Genomic DNA, 12,744 nt, shown 5'->3' on the forward strand with positions numbered 1-12,744 from the left:
CTTCAATCGCATCAAGAACATGCGCGGACTGGCAACGCGCTACGACCGACGCGCAGACAACTACCTCGCAGCCCTCAAACTCGTCGCAGTTCGAATCTGGATCGCATCGTTATGAGTCTACGCCCTAGGAATGGCTTTCTCTCCCACGACGGGGAGAGAGGGCGCGTCCGGGAAAACCGCTGCCTTCGAAATAAAGATATCCCCACCCCTCCACTCCGCCCGTATCATTCCATCACCGCCGGCCCACGGAACGGGCACGAATGATCGACCCAAGATCGTTCGGGGGCCGGCAGGCGGCGTCCCGCTTCCGCCGCCTCACTCCTCGCCGGAAATATGCGGCGCGGCGTCCGGGCCAGCCATGCGGTTGTAGGCGTCGAGGGCGGCCACCTTATAGGCCTCCGCCAAGGTGGGGTAATTGAAGGTGTTCTCGACGAAATAGTCGAGCGTGCCTTTGAGGTTGAGCACCGCCTGGCCGATGTGGATCAGCTCGGTGGCGCCTTCGCCGACGATGTGGCAGCCGAGCAGGCGCCGGGTCTTCATGCTGAAGATCATCTTCAGCATGCCCTTGTCGAGGCCCATGATGTGGCCGCGCGAGGTCTCGCGGAATCTGGCGACGCCGACCTCGTAGGGAATGCCGCGCTCGGCGACTTCCTTCTCGGTCATCCCGACCATCGACATTTCCGGCACCGAATAGATGCCGTAGGGAAAATAGTCCGGCGGCTCGACGGCGGAAAAGCCGAAGGCGTGGCAGGCGGCGACGCGGCCCTGCTCCATCGAGGTGGAGGCAAGGCTCGGAAAGCCGATGACGTCGCCGGCGGCGTAGATGTGCGGCACGGCGGTCTGCAGCGACTTCGGGTCGACGCCGAGGCGGCCGCGGTGGTCGGTGGTCAGCCCGCAGGCCTCGAGGTTGAGCGACCGCGTCTGGCCCATGCGCCCGGCGGCGAAGAGGATCATCTGCGCGCGCACGTGCCGTCCGCCCTCGAGCCCGATCTCGCAGAAGCCGTCGGCGGACCTGCCGACCTTCTCGACCTTGTGGCCGAAGCGCAGCACCATGCCGCTGTCGCGCAGCTGGTAGGTGAAATCCTCGAGCATTTCCTCGTCGAGGAAGTCCAGCATCGAGCTGCGCGGCTCGATCAGCGTCACCTTGACGTCGAGGGCCTGGAAGATCGTCGCATATTCGACGCCGATGACACCCGCCCCGATGACGGCGATCGAGCGGGGCAGGGTGGCGAGTTCGATGATCTCGTCGCTGTCGAGGATCGTCCTGCCGTCGAAGGGCACGTAGTCGGGGCGGAACGGCTGGGTGCCGACGGCGATGAGGAAGTTGTCGGCGGTGAACTCGCGGGTCTCGCCGTCCTGGCCGTGGACCTCGATGGTGTGCGGCCCGAGGAAGCGCGCCTCGCCGCGCAGCGTGGTCACGCGGTTGCGGGCGAACTGGTGTTCCAGCACCTCGACCTCGTGGCCGAGGGTGAGATGCAGCCTGGTGCGCAGGTCGTCGGCGGTGATGTCCTTCTTGACCCGGTAGGAGCGGCCGTAGAAGCCGCGCTCGCGCCAGCCGGAGAGGTTGAGCACCGTCTCGCGCAGCGTCTTCGACGGGATGGTGCCGGTATGCACCGAGACGCCGCCGACCTTGCGACCCTTTTCGACGACGAGGACGCTGCGGCCGAGCTTGGCGGCCTGGATGGCGGCACGGCGGCCGGCCGGGCCAGAGCCGATGACGACGAATTCGTAATGCTCCACGAGCGGACCTCGATGATGGCGGTTGTCGCGTCGGCTGCGTCGGCGAATCGGGAACGGCCCCGCGCTGCGGTCCTGCAAGAAACGTGCCTAGGCTTGACCGAGCCTTGAAGGGAAGGGCGGAGCGGCGCCCTCGACCGGCGCTGTGTCGCCGGTCGAGGGCGTCAAGGGTGTCGCGGCGCGGATCGTTCCGTCCGGCGGCATGCGCCGCGGCCGGCCGCATGGCGAAGGCGACGGCTGCCCAAATCGTCGGCGCCCCGCCCTGTCCGGCGGCGCGCGGGGGGCTGGCGGGCGGCACGCCGAGGGACATGCGCGCCGGCATCGACGCCGCGGCAACGATCCATCGCCATTGCCTCGGCCATGGCCCGGCGCTACGACCTCCCGCAACGATCAATCGCTAGCGGAGAAGCCGCCATGGCGCTCGATGTCGCCGTCCAGATGGATCACGTCTCGTCCATCACGATCAAGGGCGATTCCACCTTCGCCATCTGCCTCGAGGCGCAGCGGCGCGGCCACCGGCTGTTCCACTATACGCCCGACCGGCTGTCGCTGCGCGACGGCAAGGTGACGGTGCGCGGCGAGACGATGGAACTGCGCGAGGAACAGGGCAACCACTTCACGCTCGGGCCGTCGGAAAAGCGCGATCTCGGCGAAAGCGACGTCGTCCTGCTGCGTCAGGACCCGCCCTTCGACATGGCCTACATCACCTCGACCCACATCCTCGAGCGGGTTCAGCCGAAGACGCTGGTGGTCAACGATCCGGCCGCCGTGCGCGACGCGCCGGAGAAGATCTTCGTCACCGAGTTTCCCGACCTGATGCCGGAAACGCTGATCACCAAGGACGCGGCCGAGGTGGCCGAATTCCGCAGGGAATTCGGCGAGATCGTCATGAAGCCGCTCTACGGCAACGGCGGGGCGGGGGTGTTCCACATCACCCGCGAGGACCGCAACATCACCTCCTTCATGGAAACCTTCGCCCTGCTGTTCCGCGAGCCCTTCATCGTCCAGCGCTATCTCAAGGACGTGCGGCAGGGCGACAAGCGGATCATCCTCGTCGACGGCGAGATCGCCGGCGCGATCAACCGCGTCCCCGCCGAGACCGACGCGCGCTCGAACATGCATGTCGGCGGCGTCGCGACGGCGACCGAGCTGACCGAGCGCGAGCGCGAGATCTGCGCGCGCATCGGCCCCGCGCTGAAAAAGCGCAAGCTGCTCTTCGTCGGCATCGACGTGATCGGCGGCTTCCTGACCGAGATCAACGTCACCTCGCCGACGGGCATCCGCGAGGTCGCCCGCTTCGGCGGCAACGACATCGCCGCGATGATCTGGGATGCGATCGAGGCGCGTCTCTGACCGCGCCTCGCCGGTGCAGGGCGGCTGGACGCGCCTCGGCGCGTGTTCCGCGAGGGCAAGCCGGGGCAAGATGAATGCCCGATGAAGGCCCCGTTCCGGAACCGTTCGTCTCCGTCGTGTTTTCTTGGGCAATGAGAAGAACGCCGGCCGGACCGGGAGAATGGTCCGGCCGCGCTCCACCAAGGAGGGAACGACATGCGAAAGACATTGCTTGCGGCGACCGCCCTGATCGGCGCCCTGACCCTGCCGGCCGGTGCGGCCCTCGCCTCTGAGATCGCCGTGGCCACCACCGACGTCAATCTGAGGGCCGGCCCGTCGACCGACTATCCCGTCGTCGACACGCTGATCGCCGGCGAGCGGCTGCGGGTCTTCGGCTGCCTGCAGACGCGGTCCTGGTGCGACGTCAGGTTCCAGGGCCAGCGCGGCTGGATTTCCGCCAACTATATCGCGCTGCGCGGCGACGGCTATGCCGGCTACCACGACTTCAACCCGTATTCGGCGCCGGTGATCACCTTCTCGGTGGACAGCTACTGGCGCGACCACTATGCCTCCCGCAACTTCTACCGCGACCGCGACCGGTATCGCCGCGACCGGGACGGCGGCCGCCACGACCGCGGCGACCGCTACGATCGCCGCGACCGCGACGGGCGCGACTTCGACCATCGTGACCGTCCGCGGCCGGACTACGGCGACGACCGCCGCCACGGCGGCTATGACGACGGCGGCCGTCGCGGCGGCTATGACGGCGATCGCGACCGGCACGACCGGGGGGATGGCGACTACCGGCGCCGCCCGCCCCGCGACGGCCGTGTCGGCGACGACCAGGGCCGCGGCGACGACGGCCGGCATGGCGGCTATGACGGGCGGGGACGTGATTCCGGCGGCCACGACGGCGGCCACGGCAATCCGCGGCGCTATCCGGTCGATCCGAATGCCGGCCCGCCGATCCCGCTCTACAAGGTGCGCTGAGGCCTGTTCGTAATCCGCGCCGGCCGGCCCCGAAGGCCGGCCGGCTTGCTTTCAGGGCAGGCTCCGGCATTCCCGCCGGAGCCTGCCCTTTCGCTCTGGCCCTGCTGCTTGGAGATGCCGCCCGCCTATGGTAAGCGGCGGGCGATCAGGCCGCCGCCGCGCCGTCGCGGCACCGTGGCGGCAGCCCCGCCAAGCGGCCGGCAACCGTCTGCTGCGCCGGCGCGTGCGCATCGACCACAGGGAGAGCGAAACATGAGCGTTGCCCGCAGCACCGAACCGTCCGGCGAAATTTCCGGCTTCTTCACCGAAGCGCTCGCGTCGCGCGACGGCGAGGTGTTCTCCGCCATCGAGAAGGAACTCGGCCGCCAGCGCCACGAGATCGAGCTGATCGCCTCGGAAAACATCGTTTCGCGCGCCGTCCTCGAGGCGCAGGGCTCGGTCCTCACCAACAAATATGCCGAGGGCTATCCGGGCCGGCGCTACTATGGCGGCTGCCAGTATGTCGACATTGTCGAGGAACTGGCGATCGAGCGGGTGAAGCAGCTCTTCGGCTGCGAGTTCGCCAACGTCCAGGCGAATTCCGGCAGCCAGGCGAACCAGGCGGTGCTGCTCGCCTTGTCGAAGCCCGGCGCGACGCTGCTCGGCATGAGCCTCGACGCCGGCGGCCATCTGACCCACGGCGCCAAGCCGAACCTTTCGGGCCGCTGGTTCGATGCCGTTCAGTACGGCCTCGACACGGCGACCGGCCTCATCGACTACGACCAGGTCGAGAGCCTCGCCCTCGACCACAAGCCGGAGGTGATCGTCGCCGGCGGCTCGGCCTATTCCCGCCGGATCGACTTCAAGCGCTTCCGCGAGATCGCCGACAAGGTCGGCGCCTATCTCTGGGTCGACATGGCGCATTTCGCCGGCCTCGTCGCCGCCGGCGAGCATCCGAGCCCGTTCCCGCATGCCCACGTCGCGACCTCGACGACCCACAAGACGCTGCGCGGCCCGCGCGGCGGCATCGTTCTCACCAACGACGCGGAAATCGCCAAGAAGATCAATTCCGCGATCTTTCCGGGCCTGCAGGGCGGGCCGCTGATGCATGTCATCGCCGGCAAGGCGGTGGCCTTCGGCGAGGCGCTGCGGCCGTCCTACAAGAGCTACATCGCAGCAGTCTGCGAAAACGCCCGCGTGCTCGCCGAGACGCTGCGCGAAGGCGGTCTCGACATCGTCTCCGGCGGCACCGACACGCATCTGATGCTCGTCGACCTCCGGCCGATGAACCTGACCGGCAAGGCCTCGGAAAAGGCGCTCGGCCGGGCGAACATCACCTGCAACAAGAACGGCGTCCCGAACGACCCGGAAAAGCCGACCATCACCTCCGGCATCCGGCTCGGCAGCCCGGCGGCGACGAGCCGCGGCTTCGGTGCCGCCGAATTCCGCGAGGTCGGCAAGCTGATCCTCGAAGTGCTGGACGGCCTGCGCAAGGCGAATTCCGAGGACGGCAACGCCGAGGTCGAGGCCTCGGTGAAGCAACGCGTCGTCGCGCTGACGGACCGGTTCCCGATCTATCAGGCGATGTGAGCGGGGCGAACTTTTCGCTCGGCCGAACCGTCATTATCTGAGAAGGCCGCCGCCGTGCGGCCTTTTCCTCGTCTGAATCCAGGAGTGCGGAAACGATGCGCTGTCCCTATTGCGGCTCCCAGGACAGCCAGGTGAAGGACTCGCGCCCGGCCGAGGACGGCGCCGCGATCAGGCGGCGACGCATCTGCCCCGACTGTTCCGGGCGCTTCACCACCTTCGAGCGGGTGCAGCTGCGCGAGCTGCACGTCCTGAAGAAATCCGGCAAGCGCGTCGCCTTCGAGCGCGACAAGCTGGCGCGGTCGGTGGAGATCGCGCTTCGCAAGCGGCCGGTCGATCCGCAGCGCGTCGAGCGGATGATCTCCGGCATCGTCCGGCGCCTCGAACAGATGGGCGAGGCGGAAGTCCGCTCGGAGGTCATCGGCACCATGGTGATGGAGGCGCTGCGCGGCCTCGACGACGTCGCCTATGTGCGGTTCGCCTCGGTCTATCGCGATTTCGCCGAAGCGAGCGACTTCGAATCGGTGATCGGCGAACTGGCACGGTCCCACAAGGAGGGGCCGATCGCCGCCGTCGCCAATCCGCCCCAGGCCGGGGAGGTCGTTTCCGATGGCGAATGAGGCGCGGGCTTTCTCCCCCGAACGACCGGAGGACAGGCGTTTCATGGCGGCGGCGATCCGCTTTGCGGCGCGCCATGCCGGCCGGACCGGCACCAACCCGGCGGTCGGGACGCTGATCGTGCGCGACGACCGGGACGGCCGCGGCCCGCGGATCGTCGGGCGCGGCGTGACGGCACTCGGCGGCCGCCCGCATGCCGAGGCCGGCGCTTTGGCGGAAGCGGGCGACCTCGCCCGCGGCGCGACGGCCTATGTGACGCTGGAGCCCTGCGCCCATCACGGCCGCACGCCGCCCTGTGCCGAAGCGCTGGTGGCGGCGGGCATTGCCCGCGTCGTCTCGGCGGCGGCCGATCCCGACATGCGGGTCGACGGCAAGGGCCACGCCATGCTGATCGCCGGCGGCGTCGAGGTGACACCGCGGGTGATGGCGGCCGAGGCGGCGCGCGGGATCGAGGGCTATCTGACGAGGCACCGGCGCGGGCGGCCCGGCATCACGCTGAAGCTCGCTCTGTCGCGCGACGGCCGGATCGGCATCCGCGGCGGCGGCCAGGTGAAGATCACCGGGCCGGTTTCAGATTCCCAGACCCATCTGGTGAGGGCGCGGCACGACGCCATCCTCGTCGGGGCCGGAACGGCGCTTGAGGACGACCCGCGGCTCGACTGCCGGCTGCCGGGCATGGCCGACCGCTCGCCGGCCCGGATCATCCTCGACCCGAATTTGCGCGTCTCGCCGGAGATGACCGTCGCGAAGACGGCGCGAAACGTTTCGACGATGATCGCCACCTTCGAGACCGCCGACCCGGAGCGCCGCGCCGCGCTCGCCGCTGCGGGGGTCTCCTTCATCGCCTGCGTCGCGGATCCGGAAACTGGCCGGGTTGCGCTGCCGGAGCTTCTCGAGGATCTCGCGGCGACGGGGATATCCTCGATCCTCGTCGAGGGCGGCGCGATGATCGCCGAGAGCTTCCTTCAGGCCGATCTCGTCGACCGGCTGATCCTCGTCACCGGTCCTGAGGCCATCGGTGCGGCGGGCATTGCGGCGCCGATCGACGTCGACGCGGCGCGTCGGCGCTACGCGCTGTTGCGCCAGGACGTTTTCGGCGCCGATGCCTGGTACGAATTTTCCTGCGGAGCTGCCTGATGTTCACCGGAATCGTCACCGATGTCGGCCGCGTCGAGGCCGCGGCACCGCGCGAGAAGGGCAGGGCCTTCCGCATCGCCACCGCCTACGACCCGGCCGGGATCGACATCGGCGCGTCGATCGCCTGTGCCGGCGTCTGCCTGACGGTGACGGCGCTGCCCGAAGCGACATCCAACGCGCGGTGGTTCGAGGTGGAAGCCTGGGAGGAGGCGCTGCGCCTGACCACGGCCGGCAAATGGCGGGACGGCACGCGGATCAATCTCGAGCGGTCGCTGAGGGTCGGCGACGAACTCGGCGGCCATCTCGTCTCCGGCCATGTCGACGGCCTGGCGGAGATCGTCGAGCGCGAGGAGGAGGGAGAGGCGGTCCGGTTTCGCCTCAGGGCGCCTCAGGACCTGAAACGCTACGTCGCCCGCAAGGGCTCGATCTGTCTCGACGGCACGTCGCTGACGGTGAATTCGGTCGAGGACGACGTCTTCGACGTCCTTCTGATCCGCCATTCGCTGGAGGTCACGACCTGGGGTGAACGCAGCGTCGGCGACCGCGTCAACCTTGAGATCGACCAGATTGCGCGCTATGCCGAGCGCCTGTTCGGCGCAGCGGCCGGCTGAAGCCATCGAAGCGGCTCGGCCGGCCGGGCGCCGTTTGAAATTCTCCCCGCTTCGGCCTGCCGCCACGCTTTGATACGCCGCCAGACGCAAGGCGCGTCGACGCCGGGGCAGCGGGCCTTGAAAGGACAACCCATGGCTTCCAGGCCGCATATCCTGATCGTCGAGGCGCGCTTCTACGGCCATATCGCCGATCATCTTCTCGCCGGCGCCAAGGCGGCGCTGGACGCCGCCGGGGCGACACACGACGTCGTCACGGTGCCGGGCGCGCTGGAGGCGCCTGCGGCGGTCGGTTTCGCGCTGTCGGGCGCCGATGGCGGCGGCACCGAATATGACGGTTTCGTCGTGCTCGGCTGCGTCATCCGCGGCGAGACCTTTCACTTCGACATCGTCGCCGGTGAATCCGCCCGGGCGCTGATGTCGCTCAGCGTCGACGAGGGGATCGCCGTCGGCAACGGCATCCTCACCGTCGAAAACGAGGAGCAGGCGCTGGTGCGCGCCGATCCCGCCCGCAAGGACAAGGGCGGCGAGGCGGCGAAGACGGCGCTTCGGATGATTGCCCTCAGGGACCACTTCGGAGCCTGACCATGGCCGACCAGCAGCAGCCGCCGCGCCCGGTGAAGGCCGCCAACAAGCGCGGCGCAGCCCGTCTCGCCGCCGTGCAGGCGCTCTACCAGATGGATGTCGGCGGCTCGACGCTGATGGAGACCGTCGCCGAATACGAATCCTTCCGGCTCGGCCGGGAGATCGACGGCGAGCAGTATCGCGACGCCGACGCCGCCTGGTTCCGTGACGTCGTCTCCGGCGTGGTGCGCCAGCAGACGACGATCGATCCGCTGATCCATACCGCGCTGCCGACCGACTGGCCGCTGGCCCGCCTCGACACGACGCTGCGGGCGATCCTGCGCGCCGGGGCCTTCGAGATCCGCTCGCGGCTCGACGTTCCCGTGGCGGTGATCATCAACGAATATGTCGACGTCGCGCGGGCCTTCTACGCCGAGGAGGAGCCGCGGCTGGTCAATGCCGTGCTCGACCGGATCGCCCGGCAGAACCGCCCCGACACGCCCGAGCGGGCGGCAAAAGCCGACCGGACATGAACAGGGTCGCCGCCCCGCCGGCAACGGCGCCGATCGCCGCGGCGCGGCGCAACGCCGTCGTTCTGGCCGCCGCCCAGGCGATCGTCGGGTCGGCGGCACCGGTGGCGATCTCGACCGGCGGCCTCGCGGGAGCCTGGCTGCTGCTCGAGGACAAGTCGCTCGCCACCCTGCCGGTCACCGGCTTCAACCTCGGCGTCGCCCTCGGTGCGCTTCCCGCCGCCGCGCTGATGCGGGCGATCGGCCGGCGCCTCGGCTTCACCTCCGGCGCGCTGGTCGTCTCGCTGGGCGGCCTCTGCGCTGCGCTTTCCCTGCTCGCCCAGTCCTTCTGGCCCTTCGTCGCCTCGCTGATTCTCGTCGGCTGCGGCAACGCCTTCACCCAGCAATACCGCTTCGCCGCCACCGACGGCGCGCCGAGCGACTACCAGTCGCGGGCGATCGGCCTGGTGCTGGCCGGCGGCATGTTCGCCGCCGTCATCGGTCCGCAGATGGTGAACTTCACCACCGAACTGTTCCGGCCGGCGGAATTCGCCGGGGCCTATTTCGGCCTGTCGATCCTCGGCCTTCTCGGCGTCGCCGTCCTGTCGGCGCTGCGCATCAACGCGCCGGCCGCCGCGCCGGCGGCGGGAGAAGCCGAACGGCCGGCCCGGCCGCTCGCCGAGATCGTCTCGCAGCCGCGCTTCCTCACCGCGCTGCTCTGCGGCGTCGGCAGCTTCGCGATGATGAGCTTCGTGATGACCGGCGCGCCGCTCGCCATCGTCGCCTGCGGCCACCCGCAACAGGTCGGCTTCTTCGGCATCCAGTGGCACGTCATGGCGATGTTCGCGCCGAGCTTCTTCACCGGCAGGCTGATCGCCCGCTACGGCAAGGAGCGGATCATCGCCGCCGGCCTTCTCTCGCTGCTCGCGAGCTTCGCCACCTTCCTGTCCGGCACGGCGGTCTGGCAGTTCTGGCTCGGCCTCGTGCTGCTCGGCCTCGGCTGGAACTTCGGCTTCATCGGCGCGACGGCGATGGTCGCCGAGACGCACCGCCCGTCGGAGAAGAACAAGACGCAAGGCTTCCACGACCTCGTCCTGTTCAGCACCGTGGCGTTCTCGTCCTTCATGTCCGGCCGGGTCTTCGTTTCGAGCGGCTGGGAGACGATGAATCTCGTCGCCCTGCCGGTCGGCCTCACCTGCCTCGCCGCGATCGCCGTCGAGGCCCGGCGGGCCGGCCACCGGCTCGTCGCGGGCTGAGTTCCGGTACGCCTCTTTCCCCACGCTCGCGCCGCGCTTGACGCGGCCACAGCCTCATATAACCTCCGCTTGCCTTCGGCCGTGGGGGGAGCAAACCGGCCTGGGCTCACGAAGCCACGGAAGCCATAAAAGGGATCGTCGCAGGCCAGGTCTGCGACCAAGTGAGGAAACGGCATGCTGACAATTCTACTGGTCGTGGCCCTGTGCGGGCTGCTTGCGGTGGTCTACGCCATCTGGGCGACCCGCTCGATCCTCGCGGCCGATCAGGGCTCGGCGCGGATGCAGGAGATCGCGGAAGCCATCCGGGAGGGCGCGCAGGCCTATCTGGCGCGGCAATATACGACCATCGCCATGGTCGGCGTCGTAGTGTTCGGGCTGAGCTGGCTGCTGCTCTCGCTCTATGCGGCGGTCGGCTTCGCCATCGGCGCGATCCTCTCCGGCCTCGCCGGCTTCATCGGCATGAACGTCTCGGTGCGGGCGAACGTGCGCACCGCCCAGGCGGCCGCCCGCTCGCTCGGCCTCGGCCTGTCCGTCGCCTTCAAGTCGGGCGCGATCACCGGCCTCCTCGTCGCCGGCCTGGCGCTGCTCGGCGTCACCCTCTACTTCGCGGCGCTGACCGGCTGGCTCGGCTTCGCGCCGGCCGACCGCACGGTGATCGATGCGCTGGTCTCGCTCGGTTTCGGCGCCTCGCTGATCTCGATCTTCGCCCGCCTCGGCGGCGGCATCTTCACCAAGGGCGCCGACGTCGGCGGCGATCTCGTCGGCAAGGTCGAGGCCGGCATTCCCGAGGACGATCCCCGCAACCCGGCGACCATCGCCGACAATGTCGGCGACAATGTCGGCGACTGCGCCGGCATGGCGGCCGATCTCTTCGAGACCTATGCGGTGACCGTCGTCGCGACCATGGTTCTCGGCGCGATCTTCTTTGCCGGCTCGTCGGTCATCGAGAGCGTCATGGTCTACCCGCTGGCGATCTGCGGCGCCTGCATCATCACATCGATCATCGGCACCTTCTTCGTCCGGCTCGGCGCCAACGGCTCGATCATGGGCGCGCTCTACAAGGGCCTGTGGGTGACGACGCTTCTGTCGATCGTCGGGCTCGCCGCGGCGAATTACTTCACCATCGGCTTCGGCGACATCGGCCAGTCCTCGGACGGCGTCACCATCAACGGCCTCAACCTGTTCATCTGCGGCATCGTCGGCCTCGCGGTGACCGGCCTCATCGTCTGGATCACCGAATACTACACCGGCATCGGCTTCCGCCCGGTGCGCTCGATCAGCCAGGCCTCCGTCACCGGCCACGGCACCAACGTCATCCAGGGCCTCGCCGTCTCGCTGGAAGCCACCGCGCTGCCGACCATCGTCATCGTCGCCGGCATCATCTCGACCTATCAGCTCGCCGGGCTCTACGGCACCGGCATCGCCGTCACCGCAATGCTCGGCGTCGCCGGCATGATCGTCGCGCTGGACGCCTTCGGCCCGGTCACCGACAATGCCGGCGGCATCGCCGAGATGGCGGGCCTGCCGGCCGACGTGCGGCGTTCGACCGACGCGCTCGACGCCGTCGGCAACACCACCAAGGCGGTGACCAAGGGCTACGCGATCGGCTCGGCCGGCCTCGGCGCCCTGGTGCTGTTCGCGGCCTACAACTACGACCTGCGCTACTTCGTCGAGCAGAGCGCCAAGGGCAACGGCGAGTTCGCCTATTTCAAGGGCGTCTCGCCGGACTTCGCGCTGACCAACCCCTTCGTCGTGGTCGGCCTCCTGCTCGGCGGCCTCATCCCGTTCCTGTTCGGCGGCATGGCGATGACGGCGGTCGGCAGGGCTGGCGGCGCCGTCGTCGAGGAGGTGCGCCGGCAGTTCCGCGAAAAGCCCGGCATCATGGAGGGCACCGAGCGGCCGGACTATGCGCGGGCCGTCGACCTTCTGACCCGGGCGGCGATCAAGGAGATGGTGATCCCGTCGCTCCTGCCGGTGCTGGCGCCGGTCGTCGTCTACTTCGTCGTCTATCTGATCGCCGGCAAGAGCGAGGCCTTCTCGGCGGTCGGCGCGATGCTGCTCGGCGTCATCGTCACCGGCATCTTCGTGGCGATCTCGATGACCTCGGGCGGCGGCGCCTGGGACAACGCCAAGAAGAGCTTCGAGGACGGCTTCGTCGACGTTCACGGCACCCGGCACATGAAGGGATCTGAGGCGCACAAGGCCTCGGTGACCGGCGACACGGTGGGCGATCCCTACAAGGACACCGCCGGCCCGGCGGTGAACCCGGCGATCAAGATCACCAACATCGTCGCGCTGCTGCTGCTCGCGATCCTCGCGCATCAGTGAACGAAGACGGGCAGAGGGCTGGTTTGCCGAGCTGCCGCTCGACTTCGTGCCGAGACGCGGCGACTGGCCTGATCTCCCCCCTCGTGGGGGAGATGCCGG

11 protein-coding genes and 1 pseudogene are annotated in these 12,744 nt (G+C 69.0%); 11 read left to right on the plus strand and 1 reads right to left on the minus strand.

All coding sequences use genetic code 11. The annotated features are described in order from the left end of the window. Positions 1-115, plus strand: a pseudogene (locus J1C47_RS07130) (IS5/IS1182 family transposase); the annotation flags it as partial. Positions 116-315: 200 nt separating this feature from the next. On the opposite strand, the gene sthA reads toward J1C47_RS07130, so the two are convergent. Further along, positions 316-1,740 carry a Si-specific NAD(P)(+) transhydrogenase gene (sthA, locus tag J1C47_RS07135; RefSeq protein ID WP_207350062.1) on the minus strand — a complete coding sequence of 475 codons (1,425 nt, stop codon included), beginning with the start codon at positions 1,738-1,740 and terminating at the stop codon, positions 316-318. Positions 1,741-2,151: 411 nt separating this feature from the next. Between sthA and gshB the strand changes: the two genes are divergently transcribed. The 10 genes from gshB to J1C47_RS07185 all read left to right on the plus strand — a co-directional run bounded on the left by gshB (position 2,152) and on the right by J1C47_RS07185 (position 12,645). Continuing rightward, complete coding sequence (gene gshB, locus J1C47_RS07140; protein ID WP_207350063.1) at positions 2,152-3,090, plus strand: glutathione synthase; 939 nt, start codon at positions 2,152-2,154, stop codon at positions 3,088-3,090. Between the two features lie 195 nt (positions 3,091-3,285). Beyond that, the gene (locus J1C47_RS07145) at positions 3,286-4,059 is read left to right on the plus strand and encodes an SH3 domain-containing protein (RefSeq protein WP_207350064.1); all 774 of its coding nucleotides are present in this window, start codon (positions 3,286-3,288) and stop codon (positions 4,057-4,059) included. A gap of 252 nt (positions 4,060-4,311) precedes the next feature. Continuing rightward, a complete protein-coding gene (gene glyA / locus J1C47_RS07150) occupies positions 4,312-5,628 on the plus strand; it encodes a serine hydroxymethyltransferase (protein ID WP_207350065.1) in 1,317 nt (438 codons plus the stop codon). Between the two features lie 95 nt (positions 5,629-5,723). Further along, a complete protein-coding gene (gene nrdR / locus J1C47_RS07155) occupies positions 5,724-6,245 on the plus strand; it encodes a transcriptional regulator NrdR (protein ID WP_207350066.1) in 522 nt (173 codons plus the stop codon). Then, a complete protein-coding gene (gene ribD / locus J1C47_RS07160) occupies positions 6,235-7,380 on the plus strand; it encodes a bifunctional diaminohydroxyphosphoribosylaminopyrimidine deaminase/5-amino-6-(5-phosphoribosylamino)uracil reductase RibD (RefSeq protein ID WP_207350067.1) in 1,146 nt (381 codons plus the stop codon). Before nrdR ends, ribD begins: the two co-directional genes overlap by 11 nt. Beyond that, positions 7,380-7,991, plus strand: coding sequence for a riboflavin synthase (locus tag J1C47_RS07165; protein WP_207350068.1), 612 nt, complete (start codon positions 7,380-7,382; stop codon positions 7,989-7,991). The genes ribD and J1C47_RS07165 overlap by 1 nt, the downstream gene beginning before the upstream one ends. 132 nt (positions 7,992-8,123) lie before the next feature. Beyond that, entirely contained in the window at positions 8,124-8,573 is a 450-nt protein-coding gene (ribH, locus tag J1C47_RS07170; protein WP_207350069.1) for a 6,7-dimethyl-8-ribityllumazine synthase, read from the plus strand. Positions 8,574-8,575: 2 nt separating this feature from the next. Continuing rightward, entirely contained in the window at positions 8,576-9,085 is a 510-nt protein-coding gene (gene nusB, locus J1C47_RS07175; RefSeq protein ID WP_207350070.1) for a transcription antitermination factor NusB, read from the plus strand. After that, complete coding sequence (locus J1C47_RS07180; RefSeq protein WP_207350071.1) at positions 9,082-10,317, plus strand: MFS transporter; 1,236 nt, start codon at positions 9,082-9,084, stop codon at positions 10,315-10,317. Before nusB ends, J1C47_RS07180 begins: the two co-directional genes overlap by 4 nt. Before the next feature lie 174 nt (positions 10,318-10,491). Beyond that, positions 10,492-12,645: a sodium-translocating pyrophosphatase gene (locus J1C47_RS07185; RefSeq protein WP_207350072.1), complete on the plus strand. Its 2,154-nt coding sequence runs from the start codon at positions 10,492-10,494 to the stop codon at positions 12,643-12,645. Positions 12,646-12,744 lie beyond the last annotated feature (99 nt).

Source organism: Jiella sonneratiae, assembly GCF_017353515.1.
Taxonomy (GTDB): domain Bacteria; phylum Pseudomonadota; class Alphaproteobacteria; order Rhizobiales; family Rhizobiaceae; genus Jiella; species Jiella sonneratiae.